At 42.0% G+C, this 22,572-nt stretch carries 24 protein-coding genes; 23 read left to right on the forward strand and 1 reads right to left on the reverse strand.

Annotated elements, in window-relative coordinates:
- Nucleotides 1–203: 203 nt before the first annotated feature.
- From aroC to J7I93_RS17835, 16 genes are all read left to right on the forward strand, one after another.
- Nucleotides 204–1,376 carry a chorismate synthase gene (aroC, locus tag J7I93_RS17760; protein WP_214727241.1) on the forward strand — a complete coding sequence of 391 codons (1,173 nt, stop codon included), beginning with the start codon at nucleotides 204–206 and terminating at the stop codon, nucleotides 1,374–1,376.
- Entirely contained in the window at nucleotides 1,376–2,461 is a 1,086-nt protein-coding gene (aroB, locus tag J7I93_RS17765) for a 3-dehydroquinate synthase (RefSeq protein WP_214727242.1), read from the forward strand. The genes aroC and aroB overlap by 1 nt, the downstream gene beginning before the upstream one ends.
- A 77-nt stretch (nucleotides 2,462–2,538) precedes the next feature.
- Complete coding sequence (gene aroH / locus J7I93_RS17770; protein ID WP_214727243.1) at nucleotides 2,539–2,913, forward strand: chorismate mutase; 375 nt, start codon at nucleotides 2,539–2,541, stop codon at nucleotides 2,911–2,913.
- A 249-nt stretch (nucleotides 2,914–3,162) separates the two neighbouring features.
- Nucleotides 3,163–4,263 (forward strand): histidinol-phosphate transaminase, encoded by a 1,101-nt coding sequence (gene hisC, locus J7I93_RS17775; protein ID WP_214727244.1) that lies wholly within the window; start codon nucleotides 3,163–3,165, stop codon nucleotides 4,261–4,263.
- 101 nt (nucleotides 4,264–4,364) lie between these two features.
- Nucleotides 4,365–5,471: a prephenate dehydrogenase gene (locus tag J7I93_RS17780; RefSeq protein ID WP_214727245.1), complete on the forward strand. Its 1,107-nt coding sequence runs from the start codon at nucleotides 4,365–4,367 to the stop codon at nucleotides 5,469–5,471.
- A 48-nt stretch (nucleotides 5,472–5,519) separates the two neighbouring features.
- Complete coding sequence (aroA, locus tag J7I93_RS17785; RefSeq protein WP_214727246.1) at nucleotides 5,520–6,809, forward strand: 3-phosphoshikimate 1-carboxyvinyltransferase; 1,290 nt, start codon at nucleotides 5,520–5,522, stop codon at nucleotides 6,807–6,809.
- A 198-nt stretch (nucleotides 6,810–7,007) separates the two neighbouring features.
- A complete protein-coding gene (locus J7I93_RS17790; RefSeq protein ID WP_214727247.1) occupies nucleotides 7,008–7,913 on the forward strand; it encodes a hypothetical protein in 906 nt (301 codons plus the stop codon).
- 19 nt (nucleotides 7,914–7,932) lie between these two features.
- The gene (locus J7I93_RS17795; protein WP_214727248.1) at nucleotides 7,933–9,201 is read left to right on the forward strand and encodes a tetratricopeptide repeat protein; all 1,269 of its coding nucleotides are present in this window, start codon (nucleotides 7,933–7,935) and stop codon (nucleotides 9,199–9,201) included.
- Between the two features lie 104 nt (nucleotides 9,202–9,305).
- Nucleotides 9,306–9,851 carry a ReoY family proteolytic degradation factor gene (locus tag J7I93_RS17800; RefSeq protein ID WP_214727249.1) on the forward strand — a complete coding sequence of 182 codons (546 nt, stop codon included), beginning with the start codon at nucleotides 9,306–9,308 and terminating at the stop codon, nucleotides 9,849–9,851.
- 344 nt (nucleotides 9,852–10,195) lie between these two features.
- Nucleotides 10,196–10,660 carry a YpiF family protein gene (locus tag J7I93_RS17805; RefSeq protein ID WP_214727250.1) on the forward strand — a complete coding sequence of 155 codons (465 nt, stop codon included), beginning with the start codon at nucleotides 10,196–10,198 and terminating at the stop codon, nucleotides 10,658–10,660.
- Nucleotides 10,661–10,809: 149 nt separating this feature from the next.
- Complete coding sequence (locus J7I93_RS17810; RefSeq protein ID WP_214727251.1) at nucleotides 10,810–11,316, forward strand: Rieske (2Fe-2S) protein; 507 nt, start codon at nucleotides 10,810–10,812, stop codon at nucleotides 11,314–11,316.
- 3 nt (nucleotides 11,317–11,319) lie between these two features.
- Nucleotides 11,320–11,994 carry a menaquinol-cytochrome c reductase cytochrome b subunit gene (qcrB, locus tag J7I93_RS17815; RefSeq protein WP_009332736.1) on the forward strand — a complete coding sequence of 225 codons (675 nt, stop codon included), beginning with the start codon at nucleotides 11,320–11,322 and terminating at the stop codon, nucleotides 11,992–11,994.
- A 133-nt stretch (nucleotides 11,995–12,127) separates the two neighbouring features.
- A complete protein-coding gene (locus J7I93_RS17820) occupies nucleotides 12,128–12,895 on the forward strand; it encodes a menaquinol-cytochrome c reductase cytochrome b/c subunit (protein WP_214727252.1) in 768 nt (255 codons plus the stop codon).
- 107 nt (nucleotides 12,896–13,002) lie between these two features.
- Complete coding sequence (lhaT, locus tag J7I93_RS17825; RefSeq protein ID WP_214727253.1) at nucleotides 13,003–13,599, forward strand: lipoprotein heptaprenylglyceryl N-acetyltransferase LhaT; 597 nt, start codon at nucleotides 13,003–13,005, stop codon at nucleotides 13,597–13,599.
- A gap of 108 nt (nucleotides 13,600–13,707) precedes the next feature.
- Entirely contained in the window at nucleotides 13,708–14,496 is a 789-nt protein-coding gene (gene ypjB, locus J7I93_RS17830) for a sporulation protein YpjB (RefSeq protein ID WP_214727254.1), read from the forward strand.
- A 193-nt stretch (nucleotides 14,497–14,689) separates the two neighbouring features.
- Nucleotides 14,690–15,370: a zinc metallopeptidase gene (locus J7I93_RS17835; RefSeq protein ID WP_214727255.1), complete on the forward strand. Its 681-nt coding sequence runs from the start codon at nucleotides 14,690–14,692 to the stop codon at nucleotides 15,368–15,370.
- 331 nt (nucleotides 15,371–15,701) lie between these two features.
- Here the strand turns inward: J7I93_RS17835 and J7I93_RS17840 are convergent, their stop codons facing one another.
- Nucleotides 15,702–16,574, reverse strand: a complete 873-nt coding sequence (locus J7I93_RS17840; RefSeq protein ID WP_214727256.1) for a YitT family protein — start codon at nucleotides 16,572–16,574, stop codon at nucleotides 15,702–15,704.
- 212 nt (nucleotides 16,575–16,786) lie between these two features.
- On the opposite strand from J7I93_RS17840, the gene J7I93_RS17845 reads away from it, so the two are divergent.
- From J7I93_RS17845 to J7I93_RS17875, 7 genes are read left to right on the forward strand one after another with little or no spacing between them, the layout of a single operon-like run.
- Nucleotides 16,787–17,119 (forward strand): nucleotide pyrophosphohydrolase, encoded by a 333-nt coding sequence (locus J7I93_RS17845; RefSeq protein ID WP_214727257.1) that lies wholly within the window; start codon nucleotides 16,787–16,789, stop codon nucleotides 17,117–17,119.
- A 14-nt stretch (nucleotides 17,120–17,133) separates the two neighbouring features.
- Nucleotides 17,134–17,937: a 4-hydroxy-tetrahydrodipicolinate reductase gene (dapB, locus tag J7I93_RS17850; RefSeq protein WP_214727258.1), complete on the forward strand. Its 804-nt coding sequence runs from the start codon at nucleotides 17,134–17,136 to the stop codon at nucleotides 17,935–17,937.
- Between the two features lie 14 nt (nucleotides 17,938–17,951).
- Nucleotides 17,952–18,377, forward strand: coding sequence for a methylglyoxal synthase (gene mgsA / locus J7I93_RS17855; RefSeq protein WP_214727259.1), 426 nt, complete (start codon nucleotides 17,952–17,954; stop codon nucleotides 18,375–18,377).
- A complete protein-coding gene (bshB1, locus tag J7I93_RS17860; protein WP_214727261.1) occupies nucleotides 18,364–19,080 on the forward strand; it encodes a bacillithiol biosynthesis deacetylase BshB1 in 717 nt (238 codons plus the stop codon). The genes mgsA and bshB1 overlap by 14 nt, the downstream gene beginning before the upstream one ends.
- Entirely contained in the window at nucleotides 19,077–20,222 is a 1,146-nt protein-coding gene (bshA, locus tag J7I93_RS17865; RefSeq protein WP_214727263.1) for an N-acetyl-alpha-D-glucosaminyl L-malate synthase BshA, read from the forward strand. The genes bshB1 and bshA overlap by 4 nt, the downstream gene beginning before the upstream one ends.
- Nucleotides 20,219–21,430 (forward strand): CCA tRNA nucleotidyltransferase, encoded by a 1,212-nt coding sequence (locus J7I93_RS17870; protein WP_214727265.1) that lies wholly within the window; start codon nucleotides 20,219–20,221, stop codon nucleotides 21,428–21,430. Before bshA ends, J7I93_RS17870 begins: the two co-directional genes overlap by 4 nt.
- Nucleotides 21,403–22,386, forward strand: coding sequence for a biotin--[acetyl-CoA-carboxylase] ligase (locus J7I93_RS17875; RefSeq protein WP_214727266.1), 984 nt, complete (start codon nucleotides 21,403–21,405; stop codon nucleotides 22,384–22,386). The genes J7I93_RS17870 and J7I93_RS17875 overlap by 28 nt, the downstream gene beginning before the upstream one ends.
- Nucleotides 22,387–22,572: the final 186 nt, after the last annotated feature.

Here is a 22,572-nt window from a genome sequence, read left to right on the forward strand (position 1 = left end):
AAACAATCCAGTGGCACTCAAATTACCCACAGAGGACCTAAGCCCCTCCATTTTTTGTAGTATGTTCCTTTACGTGTTAAAATGGCTCCATTCATAAGAAGAAATAAAATATTATAGGAATTTTCAAATTTTATCTATTCTTATATTTATCATTATGTTATATTGGTACATAATCCTTTAATGAGTTGAAGGGGGAAAGAGTTTTGAGATATCTTACATCTGGTGAATCTCACGGACCGCAGCTGACCACTATAATAGAAGGGTTGCCTGCCGGAATGCCGCTGCTTGATTCCGATATAAATGAAGAATTGGCCCGACGCCAGAAAGGCTATGGCAGAGGCAGAAGGATGCAAATTGAAAAGGATACCGTCCAAATAACTGGCGGCATCAGGCATGGCTATACATTGGGGTCGCCAGTCGCCCTTGTGGTAGAGAATAATGACTGGAAGCACTGGACCAAGATTATGGGCCAGGAACCTCTAAATCCGGAAGATGAGACAGAGGTAAAAAGGAAGATCTCCCGTCCGCGCCCAGGGCATGCAGATTTAAACGGAGCCCTTAAATATGGGCACAGGGATATGAGAAATGTTCTTGAGCGATCTTCTGCAAGGGAAACTACAGTAAGAGTCGCAGCCGGATCGGTTGCCAAAAAATTGTTATCTGAGCTGGGGATTCAAGTTGCAGCACATGTCATTGAAATAGGCGGAGTTGCTTCCTCAGTAAAAGAATATTCCACATTAGAAGAATTAAAACAAATTACGGAAGAATCGCCGGTTCGCTGTCTTGACCCGGATGCCGGGCAAAAGATGATGGAAGCGATTGACACTGCGAAAGAAAATGGTGACTCCATTGGCGGAGTTGTGGAAGTGATTGTTGAAGGAATGCCGCCTGGAGTTGGAAGCTATGTACACTATGACCGCAAGCTTGATTCCAAGCTGGCAGGTGCAATGGTTAGTATTAATGCTTTTAAAGGCGTTGAATTCGGCATTGGATTTGAAGCAGCCAGAAAGCCTGGCAGTGAGGTCCATGATGAGATTGCGTGGGATCCTGAAAGAGGCTATTACCGCAAAACAAATCGCCTTGGCGGTTTTGAAGGAGGCATGTCAACCGGAATGCCAATCGTTGTCAGAGGTGTGATGAAGCCCATCCCTACACTATATAAGCCTCTCCAAAGCGTAGACATTGAAACGAAAGAGCCGTTTTCCGCAAGCATTGAGCGTTCAGACAGCTGTGCTGTTCCGGCAGCAGCAGTGGTAGCGGAAAATGTGATTGCATGGGAACTCGCTTCGGCACTTGTGGATCAATTTTACTCAGACAGATTTGAAACATTAAAAGCATCAGTTGAAGAACAAAGAAAATTTGTGAGGGAGTTTTAATGAATAGTGTTTCCATCCAGACAGATACCAGAACCTATCCTGTTTTTATAGGTTCTGGGGCAATTGGCAGATTAAGCACATTTATTAAAGAGGCCTATCCGTCTATGACAAATTTAATGGTCATAACAGATGAAACCGTTCGGGATCTTCACCTACCCGCACTAGAGTTAGAACTTAAGGGCACTGATGCGTGCATCTGCGCGGTGCCAAGCGGGGAAAAGGCAAAAACATTTGATGTGTACTATAATTGTTTAACTTTTGCATTAGAACACAAGCTTGACAGGAAATCACTCATTTTGGCATTTGGCGGTGGAGCTGTCGGCGATTTGGGTGGTTTTGTCGCAGCCACATATATGAGAGGAATTCCTTTTATTCAAATCCCTACTACTATACTGGCCCATGATAGTGCGGTAGGTGGGAAAGTGGCAATTAATCATCCGTCAGGCAAAAACATGGTTGGGGCCTTTTATCAGCCTTCCGCAGTGTTTTATGATTTGGATTTTCTTAGTACCTTGCCTCCAAAAGAGAAACGTTCCGGATTTGCAGAGGTGATCAAGCATAGCTTGATCCATGATATTCAATTCTACTCAAATCTGAAGGAGCAGTTTCATTCTCTTGAAAAAATACCGAGTGAGGAATTAAGCTTGATCCTTACAAAGGGGATAGAAATAAAAGGCGCCATAGTTGCTCAGGATGAAAAAGAGTCAGGGGTACGCGCTTTTTTAAACTTTGGGCATACACTCGGCCATGCCATTGAAGCAGAGAAAGGCTATGGAGAGTGGACACATGGGGAATCCGTTGCTGTAGGGATGATCTTTGCTCTGGAATTAAGCAGAAAGATATTCGGTTTAACATTCGAAATTAATGAATTCAAAAACTGGCTGTCTGCTCTTGGGTATCAGGTTACCTTACCACAAGAGCTATCACATCAAAGTCTTCTGGAACGCATGAAGCAGGATAAAAAGTCAGAAGGCCAAAAAGTCCGGTTTGTTTTATTACAGGATATAGGGAAGCCGGTATTATACGAAGTTTCTGATGAACTGTTGCTAAAAGAACTAGAAAATTTTTCGAAGCAGCAAGGTTGACTTTGCCTTGAGCTGAGAATAAGAGCTTGGGATGACAGAATAGAGACGCTCTATACCGTTTTTTGGAGGTGTTGCAAGTGATTCGAGGAGTGAGGGGAGCCGTCACCGTTGAAGAAAATAATGAATCTGAGATTATTGAGGCAACTGGGATGCTTGTTAGGGAAATGATACTGAAAAATAAAATAGAAGCAGAAGATGTAGCGTCCGTATTCATCTCTGTTACAGAAGAACTGACAGCAGCCTTTCCGGCAAAGGCGATGCGGTCATTAGAAGGATGGACATATGTTCCTGTGATGTGCATGAGGGAAATACCAGTTGAAGGGTCTCTGCCGAAATGTATTAGAGTTATGATGCATGTTAATTCAGACTCTCCGCAGCAGAATATTCACCATATTTATTTGCGTGAGGCAGTCCAGCTTCGTCCCGATCTTAAAACAATCAGCACAACATAGGACTCTCCTTACCGGAGAGTTAAATGGTAATAAGTTTAACTGTGAAATTTTGATAACTGTCTAGCTCCAGGCGCCATCGGCTTGAGGTCTTAAGTCAATCGCTTCTGAAGGCAAAGAATGCCTCCTGCCAGCGCTCGCCTTAAGCTTTGCACCGAAAGGCGGGCGCCTTGCGCTTTTCAGATATATGAGCATATCATTTTTACTTTAATACGATAATATGTAAAAGTAAATATTAAGAGGTGGAATTGTATGAAATGGAAGGAACAGCTTCTGAATTTAACTCCTTACCAGCCGGGAAAATCAATTGATCAAGTCAAAAAAGAATATGGGCTGGAAAAAATAGTGAAACTTGCTTCTAATGAAAATCCAATTGGATGTTCGGAAAAAGTTCTTTTCGCAATGAATCAGTCCCCTTCATTTTTTGCGCTATATCCAGATGGATATGCTACTGAATTGCGTACGGTTTTGGCGAATCACTTGTCGGTCGAAGAAGAGCAGATCATTTTTGGAAATGGTTCCGATGAAATCATACAAATGATCTCAAGAGCATTGCTTGGCCCGGATACAAACACCGTTATGGCTGCTCCGACCTTCCCGCAATATAAGCATAATGCTGTCATAGAAGGTGCTGAAATCAGGGAGATTCCGTTGGTGAATGGCGAACATGACCTTGATGCAATGCTGGCTGCTATTGATGAAAATACCGCTGTCTTGTGGGTTTGCAGCCCTAATAATCCAACAGGGAATTATGTTAATGAATCTTCATTGCAATCTTTCCTGAAAAAAGTGCCTGAAGACATTTTGGTTGTTCTTGATGAGGCTTACTATGAATATGTAGTAGCCGATGACTACTATCATGCACTTGATTTAATCAGCCAATATAAAAACTTGATTGTGCTGCGCACTTTTTCAAAAATTTACGGATTAGCGAGCCTTCGGGTGGGATATGGAATCGCAAATCCTGAAACAATTAGAGCTTTGGAGCCTGTACGGGAGCCGTTTAACGTAAATAAGTTTGCTCAGGCAGCTGCAGCTGCAGCTATTGGCGACCAGCAGTTTATCGAAAGCTGCAGGCAAAAAAATCGTGAAGGCCTTGAACAATTTTATGCTTTTTGCAAGAAGCACGGACTTCAATACTTCCCGTCACAAGGAAACTTCATTTTAATTAATTTTAATGCTGATTCGAACGAAGTGTTTCAGTTCCTTCTTGAAAAGGGATATATCGTCCGTTCTGGTAAAGCTCTTGGTTTCCCGGATTCTGTCCGTGTGACTGTTGGTTCCCGGGAGCAAAACGAAGGTGTCCTTAAAGCAATGGAACAGTACCTGGCTAAACAGGCTGCTGCGTTATGATATAAATTTTCCGCAATGGATCTACTCCATTTTATAGAAAAACCCATTTATTCAGAGGCATCTTCATGCCTCTGAATTATTTTTAAAAAGGCGGTGAGGGGATGAGAGGAAGAGTCTTTGTAATTGGCCTTGGGTTAATTGGCGGTTCTCTGGCGTTGTCCATAAAAAGAGCTCACAGAGAATCAGTCATCATTGGCCATGATGTAAATAAAGAGCAGTCCCGTCTGGCCGAAATGCTTGGCGTAGTGGACGAAATTGCACTTACGATTGAAGAGGGAGCTTCAGAAGCAGACCTGATTTTAATAGCTGCACCTGTACAGGAAACAGAAAGAATCATACATATGTTAAAAGAATGCAAATTGAAGGAAACTGTTATCATATCGGATGCCGGCAGCACCAAAAAGGAGATTGTGTGCTGTGCCAAAGTCCTAAAAGAAATGGGCATCACATTTGTTGGCGGTCATCCAATGGCTGGATCTCATAAGAGCGGTGTAACGGCAGCCAAAGCTTTGTTATTTGAGAATGCCTTTTATCTGTTAACACCAGACGAGCATATTTCAGATACTGAGATTGCCAAGCTAAAGGAATGGCTTTCAGGTACAAAAGCGAAGTTTTTAACCATCTCACCGGAAGAACATGATTATATTACGGGAATAGTCAGCCATTTTCCTCACATGGTTGCCGCTTCTCTTGTCCATCAGGCAGAAAAAACGAGCCACACCCAAACACTTATACCAAGATTGGCAGCAGGCGGATTCAGGGATATTACGAGAATTGCATCTAGCAGCCCTGCCATGTGGAGAGATATCCTGCTTCAGAATAAAGAAGTTCTTCTGGGCTTGATGGAGGAATGGCAGGAAGAGATGGAGAAGGTGAAAAAAATGCTGAACAAAGAAAATAGTGCTGGCATTTTTGAATATTTTTCCCGGGCTAAAAGATTCAGGGATGAATTGCCGCAAAAAGAAAAAGGGGCAATTCCGGCATTTTATGATCTTTTTGTAGATGTCCCCGATTATCCTGGTGTCATTTCCGAGATTACGGGATACTTGGCGAAAGAAGAAATAAGCATTACTAATATAAGAATCCTGGAGACAAGGGAAGAGATTTATGGAGTCCTGGTAATCAGTTTTCAAACAGATGAGGACCGTGAACGTGCAATTGGATGTATAGAGCAATATACTAGCTATGAAACAACTATCGGACTATAAAGAGGATCAGGGGATGGCCTTCTTTAAACCAGTTTAAAGGGTGATAATATGAATCCAGCGAAGCTGAATACAAATTTACAAGGATTAAGAGGAGAAATAGCAGTACCCGGGGATAAATCGATATCCCATCGCTCCATTATGTTTGGAGCGATAGCAAAAGGAAAGACCAATATAACCAATTTTTTATTGGGCGAGGATTGCTTAAGCACCATTTCCTGCTTCCGTAAGCTTGGCGTCTATATCGAACAGGAAGACGATCAGGTCACAGTTAGCGGCAGGGGGCTAGAAGGGCTGCAGGAACCTGCAGATATTTTGGATGTAGGCAATTCCGGTACGACAATCCGGCTGCTGATGGGGATCCTTGCCGGCCGCCCTTTCCATTCTGTGCTTGTTGGTGACGAGTCTATTGCGAAAAGGCCTATGACAAGAGTGACCAAACCGTTAAGCTTATTCGGTGCCGAAATTAACGGCAGAAAGAATGGCGAGTATACGCCTCTTTCGGTTAATGGCGGACAATTAGCAGGTGTATCCTACGAGTTGCCTGTTGCAAGTGCACAGGTTAAATCATCGCTGCTCTTCGCAGGCTTGCAGGCAAGCGGAGAAACGGTTATAATCGAGCCCGTAAAGACCCGCGATCATACAGAAAGAATGATTAGACAGTTTGGCGGGGAAATTGAGACAGACGGACACACAATCCGAATTCAGGGCGGCCAAACGTTAACAGGAACAGAGATTCATGTTCCAGGAGACATATCTTCTGCTGCGTTCTTCCTGGTCGCAGGAGCTATCGTACCGGAAAGTGAAATCAGATTGAAAAACGTCGGCTTAAACCCAACAAGGACAGGCATTATTGACGTAATGCAAAAAATGGGCGCCGACATCAGTATAAAACCATATGAAAATGGTTCATCAGAGCCTGCCGGAGACATAACGATTAGAACATCTTCCCTTACCGGAACAGTTATTGAGGGAGACCTTGTACCCCGCCTGATTGATGAAATTCCCGTTATTGCGCTGCTGGCTACACAAGCAGAAGGAGATACGGTAATTAAAGATGCAGAGGAACTCAAAGTAAAGGAAACCAATCGGATTGATACGGTTGTAAATGAACTGTTAAAGCTTGGGGCCAATATTGTTGCCACTGAGGATGGAATGATCATCAAAGGGAAATCCCCGTTATCAGGCGGGACAGTATCCAGCCACGGTGACCATAGAATAGGGATGATGCTTGCAGTAGCAGCAGCTATTTCCAGCGGTGAAGTCCACTTGCATCAGAAAGAAGCTATATCCGTTTCTTATCCTTCTTTTTTTGAGCACTTCGAAAGCCTTTTAAAATAAAAGACCTTCTTATTTGCCTGTTGATTTCCGATCTAATCAACAGAACATTTTCAAAAATAGGCTTTAACAAACCAAAGTAAAAATGGCACTATAAAACATAGAAAAAGGGCTGTTCATCCGCAGCTCTTTTTCTATTGAATAGTCATATTTTCTGGAAAAATACATAGCTTGTCATAAGACCGTTTAGAGGGTGGTTTTATGACTTATATAATTGAGAATGCGAATATTTTAAAGGAAGACAAGCTCAAGAAGGTATCATTGCTAGTCAAGACTAATGAATTTTCTTTGATGCAGCCTGAACTGAAAAGGTTTCAATTTACCAGAATGGATGCAGCCCCATTTATCATGACTTCAGGTTTTATTGTCCTGGATACAGAAATTCCTCTGGAAAAGCCTTTTTTAGAGTTGAAGGACTATTATATCAAGGAGTTCATACTTAAAGGATGTACGGCTTTCCTTACTGCTGCTGCTGTTAAACATGAATACTCGATGAAGAGTGATATTAAAGGCCTTAGGGCACGTTTGTTAAGCAGTCCGATTGATTATATTATTGGAGTAAGGATTCCAGTTCGTTTATTGACTCCTTCTTTTATGAGAAAGTGCAAGAGGGAGAGGGTGCCTGTTGTGTTCGTTGAGGTCAGGGATACCCAGGAGCTGGAACAAGTTCCCTGGGGGTGGATACGTGAGTCCATGTTTCCTTATAATTGCCCGCTTGCCCCTGTTTTTTTAGGAAGGAATGAAAAGGAGAAAAGCAGAATTAAAAGAGTATGGGACAGATTGATGAAGGAACAGAAAATTCCTTCCATGCCGGACGAGCTGAAAGAGCATGAACCTCTTTCCCGCACGATCCTTTCTAAGGCTGGAATTTATCCGTTAAAGGGCAATATTCAGCAGGGCGGTGAGGCAACCTATAATTTATACTTGAAGCCCAGCGAAGGCCTTACCATTGAAGAATCGGAGCTGTTTCATTATCATAGAGATACACTTGCTGTTACTGTCCAAAGAGGAAAAGTGGTCCGGGCGGGACAAGAAGTTGTTTTTCGTTCCGGATTTGGCGATCATATTAAAATTAATACACCCGCTTACTTTAAAATAGACGATTAGCATTCGAAAGGAATTTAGTATGGATAAAGTAAATAAAATCATTACTCTATTAGAAAACGGTCAACATGAAGAAGCATTGGAGAGCTACCAGCAAATCCTGCTTGGCGGTTCGCATGAGGAAAGGTTCCTGCTGGCTGAAGAACTCTTTCAGTATGGTTTCCTTGAAGAAGCAAAAGCACTATATGAACGGCTCCTTGAAGCTTATCCCGAAGAGGGGGAACTGCTTGTATTATTAGCGGAGACACATATAGATCTTGGAAATGAGGAGGAAGCAATCCTCGTCCTAGAAAGAATAAATGAGCAAGATCCCAGTTATCCGCAGTCACTGCTTTTGCTAGCCGATCTTTATCAAATGGACGGCTTATTCGAGGTTAGTGAACAAAAACTGCTAAAAGCCAAAAATATCCTGCCGGAAGAGGTTATTGTAGATTTTGCCTTGGGAGAGCTTTATGCTGAACAAGGAAAATTTCTTGAAGCCATCCGGGTTTATGAAAAGGTCCTGGAAAAAGAGGAAAACATTGCTGGCATTAATGTTAACCAAAGAATGGGGGATGTTCTTAGCGCTGGAGGAGCATTTGAAGAGGCACTCCCGTACTACGAAAAAGCGCTGGAGGACAAACTCGAAATCAATACTCTGTTCAGTTATGCTTTCACAGCACTTCAGGCTGGCTTTAACCGGACAGCTATCGAAAAATTCACTGAACTAAAAGAGCTTGATCCTGAATATCATTCTCTGTATTTATATCTTGCCCAGGCTCATGAGCGGGAAGAAGAGGCTGCTAAGGGTCTGGAAGCTGTTAAGGAAGGCATTAAGCAGGATGAATTCAATAAGGAGCTATTCTATTATGGAGGCAAATTGTCTCTGAAGAATAGTGATGAAAAAGAGGCTGAAGATATGTTCAGGCAGGCTCTCGCGCTTGATCCTGAATACATTCAGGCTGCCATTACATTAAATAAAATCCTGCTTCAGCAGGAAAGATTTGAAGATGTGATCGAAATTGTAAATATGATGAATGACCATAATGAAGAAGAACCGCAGCTTTTGTGGGATGCTGCTATTGCCTATCAAAATATTGAAGAATATTCAGAGGCATTAAACAAATACCAGCTTGCATATACTTTCTTTAAACAGCAGCCGGATTTTCTCTCCGATTACGGATATTTTTTAATTGAGGAAGGAAAAAGGGAAGATGCTGCCGAAATTTTTAATACATTAATCAAACTGGAACCGGGCAATGAAGAATATCAGGATGTTCTGCAAAGACTTACGGATGATTTTCTTGCTTAAATAAGGAAGCTTGGCAACAAGAAGTGTTTTTCCTCGTTGGAGGGCTGACTTATTGAAAACTCAGTTTTGCCAAATTTGTTTGTAAGCAGAGGAGGGAATCAAAAATGGCGACCCCTGTATCTGTCAACGAGAAGAAAGACTTTATACGCTGGTTTTTAAATCATTATCAGCTGAAAAGAAGGGAATGTGTCTGGATCCTCAATTATTTGATGAGCCATGACCAGCTGATGGAAAAAGTGCACTTTGTGGAGCAGGCACAGTACTGCCCGCGCGGATTGATCATGTCCACCCATTGTGTGGATGAAGTCCCTTTCCGTTTTTACAAAGAGAATGTAATGACAACAGATGCTGAAAAATCGTTCCATGATATCAGGTTAAATCGAGATGAGGAAATTTACATCCAGCTTAATTTCCACGCTTCCAATAAGGCTCATCAGTATGCTGCAGTTATGGAAGAAAATCCTTTTATGCCAAAAAGCCTGCAAATCAGTGAAAAGGATCGGCTGATTGCTGAAAGATTCCTGACTGAAAGCCTGGAGAAATTTAGAAGGGAAAAGCTTCTTGAGTTAATTGATGAGGCGCTGGATAAACAGGATAAAAAAGCTTTCAGTATCTTAACCCAGCAGTTAAATAAATTGGAAACAACCTAAGCCTTGCTTTTTCAAAAGCAGGGCTCTTATTTTGCTCTTTTTTGATGGTTATTTCGTAAACTTTGTTGCTTTTTAAACAAGTAGTGAGGAGTGGTTGATTTCAGCTCCAGGATGTTCAGCGAACCGCGGGACAGAGGGAGACCTGTCATTACCTCGGAGAGGGTTCTGAATCTCCCGCGGAATACCAGATTCTTAGAGGAAATTAAAAGAAAAGTTCAACAGAGCTTTTTTACCTGATAAAATCGAATAGTAATCCCCCATCCCCACTCGGAGTTTCTGGTTTGTTGCATAGCTGCGGATAATGATATAGTAAATAGGTAAAATACTGTAATGGAGTGAATAAAATGAAGTGGATTTCACAGGACATCGATATGTTCCTGAAAGAAAAACAATATGTAGATACTGCTGTACTGCCCCTGCTTCCGGTTTCATTCGGCGATGATATAAAACAGTCAGTCGCCATGACTGAATTCATATCTCTCCTCAGTGTGCAGCTTGAACGGCAATTTAGAGGCCGCCTCATTATGCTCCCTGGGTATGCTTATTTAAAATCAGCTTCAGAGGACAAGCTTGTAAGCGGCTTAAGTGAATGGGAAGCAGAGTTGAAATCCCAAGGATTTAAGCATATTTTCCATTTAACCTCGGACAGCATGTGGAAGGCGCTTGAAGATCGTTTAGAGGGCGGGGTAATATGGCTGCCATCTCTGCCTCTTGAGCACATGGATGAAAACTATAAAAATTCAATTTTGGAGGATCAAGTGAAGCAGCTTCTTAACTTGTTTGTGCAAAAATGGCAAAATGGTGAATAGTGTGAATTTTAAGTCACCCCATTTACATGTTTCGCCAAAGGATTATATTGACCTTACATAAAGATTGATATATCATTGTTATGTCCTAGTTTTATATTGTGTTGAATTTTGTCCGTTGGACTTAACTTCATAATAGAGGGGGGAAAAGTATGAGCAAAAATCGAGTTTCTAGACGTCAATTCCTAAACTATACACTTACTGGTGTAGGCGGTTTCATGGCAGCTGGCATGTTAATGCCGATGGTCCGTTTTGCGGTCGATCCTGTATTGCAGGCAGCTGGAGAAAGTGATTATATTCCAACAAAGCAAAAAGTGTCGGAAATTACCGAAACGCCAACAAGGGTTGATTACACTTTTGAACAGCAGGATGCCTGGTACACATCCGAAGTTACAGGCACTGCGTGGGTTTATAAGGATGAAAAGGGTGAAGTTGTTGCATTGTCTCCAGTTTGTAAGCATTTAGGGTGCGTAGTCGACTGGAATACTGACAAATCAAACCCTGATCATTTCTATTGCCCTTGCCATGGCGGCCTTTATACAAAGGATGGGACAAACGTTCCAGGTACACCGCCGATTGCAGCACTTGATGTATTTCCTTACACAGAAAAAGACGGCTTTTTGTATTTAGGCAAGGCTGAACCGCGAAAGGAGGCGTAATAATTGTTAAACAAAATTTATGATTGGGTAGATGAGCGTTTAGATATTACGCCGATCTGGCGGGATATTGCTGACCATGAAGTGCCTGAACATGTTAACCCTGCGCATCACTTCTCTGCGTTTGTATACTGTTTTGGCGGTCTGACGTTCTTCGTTACAGTAATTCAAATTTTATCCGGTATGTTCCTGACAATGTATTATGTTCCGGATATTAAAAATGCATGGGAATCTGTGTATTACCTTCAAAACCATGTTGCATTTGGACAAATTGTCCGCGGAATGCATCACTGGGGAGCAAGTTTGGTAATCGTAATGATGTTCTTACATACGTTACGTGTTTTCTTCCAGGGAGCTTACAAAAAGCCCCGTGAATTGAACTGGATCGTCGGAGTGCTAATTTTCTTTATTATGCTTGCACTTGGACTAACTGGTTACTTATTGCCTTGGGATATGAAAGCCCTTTTTGCAACAAAAGTAACAATCCAGATCGTAGAATCTACTCCGTTAATTGGGGAATATCTGAAAATACTTATTGCCGGTCATTCTGACATTGTCGGCGCACAAACTATTACCCGTTTCTTTGCAATCCATGTATTCTTCCTTCCGGCTGCATTATTCGGGTTAATGGCTGCCCACTTTATAATGATCCGTAAACAAGGTATTTCTGGACCGTTATAAGATAAACGAAGAGCGGAGAGACCCCGCTTATCGGCGGCAAGTCCCCCGAGCCAATAGGGCTCGCAGCTGGACAGCCGTAAAAGTTCAAAAATGAAATACTTCCTATTTATAAAAAAGGAGGGGAAATCGCCCAATGCATCGTGGTAAAGGTATGAAATTCGTAGGTGACTCTCGTGTTCCTGCTGAACGCAAACCGAATATCCCGAAAGACTATTCGGAATATCCAGGTAAAACGGAAGCATTCTGGCCAAACTTCCTGCTAAAGGAATGGATGGTTGGAGCTGTCTTCCTTATCGGTTTCCTCAGTTTGACGATTGCGCATGAGCCGCCATTAGAAAAAATCGCTGATCCAAGTGATACAGCTTATATTCCGCTGCCTGACTGGTATTTCTTGTTCCTATACCAGCTGCTGAAGTATAGCTATGCATCAGGACCTTATAATGCTATTGGTGCGTTCATTATTCCCGGACTGGCATTTGGAGCTTTAATGCTTGCTCCATTTATTGACCGCGGACCTGAACGCCGTCCATCTAAGCGTCCATTAGCTACTGGATTTATGCTGTTGGCATTAGCGGGTATTACTTATTTGACTTGGGAGTCTGTTGCTCACCATGACTGGGAAGCTGCAGCAGAACAAGGTAAAATTGTAGCTGAAGTGGAATTCGATAAAGAAGACGAAGGCTACAAGATTTTTGAAGCAAATGGCTGTATTTCTTGCCATGGTGGAGACCTTCAGGGTGGTGCAGGTTCACCTGCCCTTGTTGACACTGGGTTAACACCTGAAGAAATTTCAGATATTGCTAAAAACGGTAAAGGTGCAATGCCTGCCGGTATGTTCAAAGGCACTGATGAAGAACTTCAAAAAATGGCAGAATTCATTTCTGGCCTTGAAAGTAAATAATAAAAAGAAGCTGGCAAATGTCAGCTTCTTTTTTATGTTGATAGTTATATATAATGTGCTATGGTAAAATAATGAAATAAAATGATAGTTAGAGAAGGAGAGCAAAAATGAAGTGGATTTATCCTTTATTGGGCAGTAGAGCAATGTTAATGCTGCTGTTGATTGTAAATACGGCGGGTACGATTTACGGATATATTTGGTACAAGTGGCAGCTTGTTGATACACCTCCTATTTTTCTGCTGTTTGTTCCGGATAGCCCGACTGCCAGCTTATTTTTTGTGTTTGTCCTGATTGCTTTTTTGATAGGCAAGAATTGGCCTTTGCTTGAAGCATTGGCGATTGTGACTTTAGTTAAGTATGGAATATGGGCTGTGGTCATGAATTTGCTTGTTTATCAGGTGACAGGTGATATGGATCCAGCTGCGCTTATGCTAATCTTTTCACACGGGGCTATGGCCATTCAAGGCGTATTATATGCTCCTTTCTACAGGTTTAAAACATGGCACCTTGTTTTAACAGGAGTCTGGACACTTCATAATGATGTAATCGATTATGTCTTTTTTATGCTTCCACGTTATCCAATTTTGAACTTGTACACACCCCAAATTGGCTACTTTACGTTTTGGCTGAGTATTTTTTCTTTAGGTGTAGCTTATTATTTAGTATTAAGAAAAAATCGATTTAACCTCGAAATAGCGAATTAGCCTAATTATATTTAATAATTAATTATGATGGACTGTATGTATAATTCTGGTCTAACCTTGTCCTCCTTTTCATACATATCTAGTAGTAATTTGAGGGGGGACAAGTAAATGAGGCGGAAATTAATCGCAGTCTTAGTTTTTATTTTAATGTTATTGCCTGGACAAGGGTTTGCAGATAAGACCTCACACATAGATAAGTTGGATCAATTATCCGATGAAGCACTGCAAATGGTTAAGCTTCACCGGTATGAGGACGCAAAGAAGCTACTTGAATATTTCTCCGAGAAATTCGTGGCTGTTAACGGGAAAGAAAGGCCTTTTACGATGGATGAACTGCGTATCGTTACGGTTTCACATAATGATGCTGTACAAGCTACCGTAAATGCATCCATGAGTCATGATGAAAGGTTGAATAACGTGACAAAGTTCAGGCTGGTGATGGACGCGATTTCATCTAATTATCAGCCTTTATGGACTGAAATGGAAAAGCCCATTATGACAGTTTTTGCGGATGTTAAGGAAGCAGCATATAGGGGAAATAATGAAAACTTTCATTTGAATTTGAATTCCTTTTTATCATTATATGAGGTAATTTATCCAAGCATGAAAATAGATGTAGATGCAGAGCGGGTTCAAAAATTAAACGCACGCATTAATTTTATTGATCATTATCGCCCGCAAGTTCTAACACAGCAGGCCAGCCAGCAGGAGCTTGAGGCATTAGAGAGTGATCTGCAGACAATCTTTGATGAAATGACAGAAGATGAAGCAGATCCTTCCCTTTGGTGGGTGATTATTTCGACAGGAAGTATAATCATCCTTACATTATCTTACGTTGGTTGGAGAAAATACAAGGGAGATAAAGCAAGACAGAAGAATCGGGGGCCAGAGAGCTGAAGGATTGACTGTGAAGTACCGCGCAAAATACAATATTTTTACTCTAACAGCTTCAGCCAAGTTTTTAGGAATGTGGCAGTTTTGTAAACAGGGAATAAGGGAAATGATTAGAAAAGATTTCTGTTGTTTCCTGTTTCTGTTTTAAAATGTGCTGATGCCGGACACCATGATCAGCTTGATAGGAGGGTAGAGAATGGGAGGATATCTCATTTATTTTGCGATTATCATTATTGTCCCTCTCTGGGCGCAAATGAAAGTAAAGGGAGCATATAGCAAGTATTCGAAGGTCCCATCATCCACCCAAATGAGAGGTGCTGAGGTAGCAAGAAAGATATTGGACTCTAATGAGTTATATCAGGTAGGAGTTGAAGAAACCCGCGGACACTTAACAGATCACTATGATCCGCGATCGAAGACGGTTAGGCTCTCAGCCACAAATTATCATGGACATTCTGTGGCTGCAGCTGCCATAGCTGCACATGAAGTAGGGCATGCGATCCAGGATCAACAGGAGTACGCGTTTCTGCGTTTTCGCCATGCATTGGTGCCTGTAGCAAATCTCGGGTCAAACTTTTCCTGGATTTTAATTATGATAGGATTTTTTGCAGGGATGAGCGGCATGGTTTTATTGGGGATTATTTTCATGGCAGCAGCTGTAGTTTTCCAGGTTATTACGCTGCCGGTGGAATATAATGCTTCAAATCGGGCGATGGACCAGGTTGTTTCATTGGGAATTATCAAAAATGATGAAGAAAGGGAAACTAAAAAGGTTTTAAACGCGGCTGCATTGACTTATGTTGCGGCAGCGGCGGTAGCTGTACTTGAATTGCTTCGTTTAATCCTTATATACACAGGAATGACAAGATCTGAGTAGGGAGCTGGCTTTCAGTAAGCCGGCTTTTTATTTTTGGCTCTGATAAAAAGCTTATTGTTGTTTTTAGCACCCTGTTGATTGGAGCGGAAGGCATGAGATTCTCGAAAATGCATTCGTATTTCCTTCGTGGGGTATTAATTCGAGGATGCTTACCCAATGTCCTGCGGGAAGTGTGAGTCATAGGGTGACCAAACTGGCGCTTCATGCGCCGGGCAGGCTCCCAGACTGCCCGCGGAAAGCGGCTGCGGAGCGGAAATAAACAGCCGGGTATAACAAAGCCTTTTCATTTAAAAAAGATGCCCTATATGGACATCTCATATTTAGTAAAAATTTAACGTTCAACGGGCTTTTTATTTTCATCTAATGTGAAGCCTTCGCCAAGTACATCATGAACAGCTGTGACTGATACAAACGCATGTGGATCAACGGATGTTATGACATTTTTAAGCCTGACAATTTCATTTCTCCCGACAACACAATATAGTACTTCCCGATCTTTTTTTGTAAAAGAGCCGTGGCCTTTTAAAACAGTGACACCCCTGTCCATTTCTTTCATTATTTTATCAGCAATCGCATCATTCAGTTCGGAAATAATCATGGCACCTCTTGCAGCATAAGCACCCTCCTGCATAAAGTCAATCACTTTAGCACCGACAAAAACAGCTACTAGGGTGTACATGGCTTCGCGATAGTCTAAATAAGTTATTAACGAAAGGGCAATAACAAAGAAGTCAAAAATGAACATCGTTTTACCCATGCTTACTCCCGCGTATTTATGGGTGAGCCTGGCAATGATGTCTACTCCGCCTGTTGTACCGCCGTACCTGAAAATAGTACCCAGCCCAATCCCAATAAAAACACCTGCAAATAGAGCAGCGAGTGTCAAGTCCTCTTTTAATGGCATTACAATTTGGTAACGCTGGAAAATCCACAAAAACACAGAGACAGCAACTGTTCCTATAATCGTGTATAGAAATACATTCCTTCCAAGGAGCTTCCATCCGATAAAAAAGAGAGGTATATTTAATAACAGGTTTGTGTAGGAAGGGTCCCATTTGAAAAGAAAATAAAGCAGCAGGGTAATACCGGTGAACCCGCCTTCAGCCAAATTGTTTTGCATATTAAAATGAACGAGGCCAAATGAAAAAATGGCTGCTCCCAGCAAAATAAAAAAGATATTTTTAAACTTTAATCCATAAAGCATTTTATCCCTCCACTACCTAAATATCTCAAATCCAAAGCGTATCTAATTATATAAGATATTGATTATAAGAGCAATAAGGCTGGAAGCTGCACTCAGTTATAGGCAGTGGGAATATTTTTAATTAAAAATATTTGTAATAGGGCTAAGCTTTAGCTAACATGAAAAGTGGAAATCTCCGTTTATAAGTGCAAGATAAAGCTGAGGTGAAATAAATGCAAACAAGAAAAACGATGAAAGAGCTTCAAACAGAGGTAGATACATACATAAGCCAGTTCAAAGAAGGATACTTTAGTCCGCTGGCAATGCTGGCAAGGATGACCGAAGAGCTTGGTGAGCTATCTAGGGAAGTGAACCATCATTACGGTGAAAAACCGAAAAAAACCACTGAAGAAGAAAAGGCAATCGAAGAAGAGCTTGGAGATATGCTTTTTGTTCTAATATGTTTTGCCAATTCGCTGAACATTGATCTGGAAGAAGCACACGACCGGGTTATGAAGAAGTTTAATACACGTGATAAAGACCGCTGGACAAGAATCGAAGAATAGAGGGAGAGATTTAAATGGATAAAGTCAAAGTTGTAATAGCCGGACCGCGCGGAAGAATGGGAAGGGAAGCTGTTCAGCTTGTTAAAAGAACAGATTACTATGAATTGGCCGCGGTAGTTGATCATAAAAATGGAGGAGGCTATCTTGGCGACTTTGATGGGTTCTCAGAGTTTGGCCAAATTCCTGTATATTCAGATGTAGCAGACTGCTTTCAAGAGATCGAACCAAATGTTTTGATTGACCTGACAACTCCAGAAGTGGGAATGCATCATACGAAAACAGCACTTGAGCATGGGGTAAGACCAGTAGTTGGAACAACAGGCTTTTCTAAAGAAAACCTGCAAGAGCTTGAGGCGCTTTGCCACGACAAGGGGATTGGCTGCATTATTGCCCCTAATTTTGCTCTTGGGGCTGTGTTAATGATGAAATTCTCACAAATGGCAGGCAGATATTTTAACGACGTGGATATTATAGAATTGCACCATGACCAAAAATTGGATGCTCCTTCCGGCACAGCTGTTAAAACGGCAGAAATGATTGCGGATGTCAGAGAGCAAAAGCAGCAAGGCCATCCAAACGAAAAAGAAACCATCCCTGGTGCCAGAGGTGCCAGCTTTGATGGAATGCACATCCACTCCGTTCGTTTGCCTGGGCTGATTGCACATCAGCAGGTTATGTTCGGATCGGAAGGTCAAACGTTAACCATTCGCCACGATTCTTATAACCGTGCTTCTTTTATGTCTGGAGTTAAGCTGGCAGTGGACACTGTATTAAAAATAGATACTCTCGTATACGGACTTGAAAATATTATGGAATAGTGAGGGGGGCCAACATGAATATTGCCTTAATTGCCCATGATAAGAAAAAGGATGATATTGTGCGTTTTGCTATTGCCTATAAGTCCATACTTGCAGGGCATATCCTTTATGCAACCGGAACTACCGGTGCACGGATCATGAAGGAAACTGGCTTGGACATCCACCGTTTCCAGTCGGGACCACTTGGCGGTGACCAGGAGATCGGAGCGCTCATTGCCAATAAAAAAATGGATGTTGTGTTTTTCTTTAGAGACCCGCTTACTGTTCAGCCCCATGAGCCAGATGTTTCCGCACTTGTCCGCCTGTGCGATGTATACGCTGTTCCATTGGCAACCAATATGGGTACTGCAGAGATATTAATAAAAGGCCTTGAACGGGGAGATTTATCCTGGCGGAAAATTGTAAGCGAAGAAAAAGGTGACATGAATGGACCACGCTAATCTGGATATTCTGGCATTTGGCGCCCATGCTGATGATGTTGAAATCGGCATGGGCGGCATGATTGCCAAGTATGTATCCAACGGAAAAAAGATAGGGATATGCGATCTGACAAGGGCTGAACTATCCTCAAACGGAACGGTCGACATCCGTAAAAAAGAAGCCAGGAAAGCAGCGGATTTTTTGGGAGTTGAGATTAGAGAGACTCTTAATCTGCCTGACAGGGGCTTATATTATAATCAGGAATACATAACTAAAATTGCGGAAGTGATCCGTAAATATCGGCCATCTCTCGTTTTTGCACCCTTTATGGAAGACAGGCACCCGGATCATGGCCATTGTGCCCGCCTGGTTGAGGAAGCTATCTTTTCGGCGGGAATCAAAAAATTTGTGACAGAAGGCACCTACCCTCCTCATAAGGTGAAAAGTCTGTATTTTTACATGATTAATGGCTTCCATACTCCAGACTTCCTGGTTGACATTTCATCTTTCATGGATAAAAAAACAGCCAGCCTTGAGGCTTATAAAAGCCAGTTTGTTAAAAGCCCTGGATCATACGAAACACCTTTGGTCAACGGTTATATTGAAACCGTCCAGGCCAGGGAAAGCCTTTTTGGAAAAATGGCTGGAGTTCAATTTGCAGAAGGCTTTAAAGTGAATAAGCCTCTGCTTTTAAATAAGGATTTATTGGGTGAAGATTTATGAAAAAGAAACTGAAAATAGGAATTACCTGCTATCCGACAGTAGGCGGTTCAGGTGTTGTGGCAACCGAATTGGGTAAAATGCTTGCTGAAAAGGGGCATGAGATTCACTTTATTTCATCGAGCCTCCCTTTTCGGTTAAAAAGAATGTACCATAATATCTTTTATCATCAAGTAGATGTAAACCAATACTCCGTTTTTCAATATGCTCCTTACGATATTGCTCTTGCCAGTAAAATGGCAGAAGTAATAAAAAGAGAGGATCTTGATTTAGTTCACGTCCATTATGCGATCCCGCATGCTGTTTGTGCCATATTAGCAAAGCAGATGAGCGGGAAGGATATTAAAATTGTGACCACACTACATGGGACAGATATTACTGTACTTGGATACGACCCGTCCCTCACTGATGCCATCCGTTTTGGCATTGAAAAGTCTGATGGGGTTACTGCCGTTTCCAATGCCTTAATATCTCAAACTTACGATTTAATTAAACCTGATAAACCAATTAAAACGGTTTATAACTTCATAGATGAAAGAGTTTACCGGAAAACGGATTCAGCTTATCTGAAAGATGAGTATGGCATTAGGCCGGAAGAGAAAATTATCATCCATGTTTCTAATTTCCGCAGTGTTAAAAGAGTGCCTGATGTCGTTAAAGCTTTTGAAAAAATAACAAAAGAAGTCCCTGCAAAGCTGCTTCTTGTCGGAGACGGTCCGGAGATGACGGTAATATGCCAGCTTGTCAATGAATTAAAGCTTAAAGGCAAAGTCTTGTTTCTGGGCAAACAGGATAATCTGGAGGAGCTTTATAGCATCAGCGATTTAATGCTGCTGCTGTCCGAAAAAGAGAGCTTTGGACTTGTAGCCTTGGAAGCAATGGCTTGCGGAGTTCCGTGTATTGGCACAAATGTTGGCGGCATTCCTGAAGTAATTGATGATGGAGAAACCGGGTATGTATGTACGCTCGGGGATATTGATGAAATCTCCCAAAAAGCTACAATGCTCCTTCTGGACGAAAACCTTCACCGCAAGTTTTCTTCACAATCTATTTCCCTTGCAAAAGAAGTGTTTAGTGCTGGACGAATAGTTTCCCAATATGAAGAGTTCTATTACGAACTGCTAAAGAATGGTGATGGTTTATGAAAGAAGCATTCCTCCAGGCAATTCCTGTATTAAATAAAATTGAGTCTGCCGGTTATGAGGCCTATTTTGTCGGCGGTTCGGTCAGGGATTTTTTGCTGGACAAGGAAATTGCCGATGTCGATATCGCCACCTCGGCTACTCCTGAGGAAATGAAATCGATATTTTCAAAGACCCTTGATGTAGGTATCGAGCATGGAACGGTTGTTGTCCTATTTAATGGCATTCCATATGAAGTTACAACCTTTAGGACTGAAGCTGAGTACCTGGACTTCAGAAGGCCGTCTGAAGTCCAATTTATCAGGTCTCTGGAGGAGGATTTAAAAAGAAGGGATTTCACCATGAATGCCATTGCGATGGATAGGAATGGGCAGCTGATAGACCCCTTCGCGGGGAAGAAGGCTATTGAGGACAGGGTAATTAGAACTGTTGGAAACCCTGAAGAAAGGTTTACGGAAGATGCCCTTAGAATGATGAGAGCAGTCCGCTTTTTTAGCCAGCTTTCATTCGATATTGAAAAATCAACCTATGAGGCTTTATCATCACTGGCTCATTTGCTTCAAAAAATTGCAGTGGAACGCAAGCTGGCTGAATTCGAAAAGCTTTTGGCGGGCAAGAATCGTATGAAGGCTCTTAAAATTATTGGAGAAACCGGGTTATATAGATATCTTCCTCAAATGTCAGCTTTCCAGAGGCAGCTTTTCAGCTCAGCAGATTATCATGCAGACATGCTGACAGTAGAAGAAATGTGGGGCTTCCTTGTTTGTCTTTTTGGTATTAATCATTCTGCCGCCGAGTCCTTTTTAAAAGGCTGGAAACTGCCAGTAAAGAAGATAAGAAAGATACGATCCATTTTAAAATGGATCCGGTTTAGATCCGGAAATGAATGGGATGGCTATTCTCTTTATCAGGCTGGGAAGGAATCTTTTCTAAGCGCCGAGAGGATCCGCAATGTACTGCAGCAAACGGATTTAAAAAGAAATACAGAAAGCCTCATAGAACTGTATAATTCGTTGCCGATCAAGCAAAGCAGCGAGCTGCAGCTTACAGGGTATGATCTGATGGACTGGTTTGGCAAACCTCCTGGGGCATGGATTAGAGCGGAGCTGGAAAAAGCTGAAACTGCCGTGTTAAAGGGTGAATTAAAAAATAGCAATGAATCCATAAGGGAGTGGCTCATGAAGTGCAATCAGAACTTAGGAAAAAATTGATTGATGCTTTTACAAACAGCAAAGAAGAATATCTATCAGGACAGCATTTGGCAGATTTAGTCGGTTGTTCACGAACTGCGGTGTGGAAGCATATAGAGGAACTGAGAAAGGAAGGCTTTGAGCTGGAAGCTGTACGAAGAAAGGGCTATCGTATTACAAAAACGCCTGAAAAGGTGACTGCGGATGAAATCAGGCTGGGGTTAAAAACAAAAAAACTCGGCCGCAATATTCATCATGAAGAGAGTGTCGATTCCACCCAGAAAATTGCCCATCGCCTGGCATATGAAGGTGCTCCCGAAGGAACGGTGGTCATTGCAGAAGAACAGCTTTCAGGCAGAGGAAGAATGGATCGCAGATGGCATTCCCCAAAATCTACAGGAGTATGGATGAGTCTCATACTAAGGCCAAATATTCCGCCTCCAAAAGCTCCCCAGCTTACACTGATCGCGGCCGTAGCTGTCGTGCAGGCTATAGAAGAGCTTACTGGATTGACACCGCAAATTAAATGGCCTAATGATATTTTAATGAGCGGCAAGAAGGTAACGGGAATCCTGACAGAGCTTCAGGCGGATGCGGACAGGATTATTTCAATTATAATTGGAATTGGAATCAATGTTAACCAGCAATCGGATGATTATCCAGAAGAGATTAAGCACATTGCAACCTCCTTATCAATTGAAAAAGGAGAAAAGCTTTCAAGAGCTGAGCTGATCAAAATTTTTCTTGGTAAATTGGAAAACCTTTATACACTATACTTAGATAAAGGCTTCTATCCAATCAAGCTATTATGGGAGAGCTACGCTGTCAGCATTGGAAAGAACCTCACTGCCAGGACGATTACGGGCAGCATTTATGGGAAGGCCCTCGGAATTACCGATGATGGAGTGTTGATGATTGAAGATAGCACTGGGAAAGTCCATCATGTATATTCTGCAGACATTGAGCTGGATTCCTAACTATAAGGCTTTGTTGAATCTCATTGTTGATATTATACCTTTTGATTGGAGCGGAAGATGCGAGTCAATGGGTGATCCAGCGGGCGCAGAGCGCTTCAGAGGCTAGTGGGCCCTCCTCGGAGCAAGTTAATAGATTTTAATTATTAAAATTTTTATAGCCAATACTTTCTTTTTTTTGCTATACTT

It is taken from the genome of Bacillus sp. ISL-47 (genome assembly GCF_018613175.1).
In the GTDB taxonomy this organism is placed as follows: Bacteria; Bacillota; Bacilli; order Bacillales; family Cytobacillaceae; genus Cytobacillus.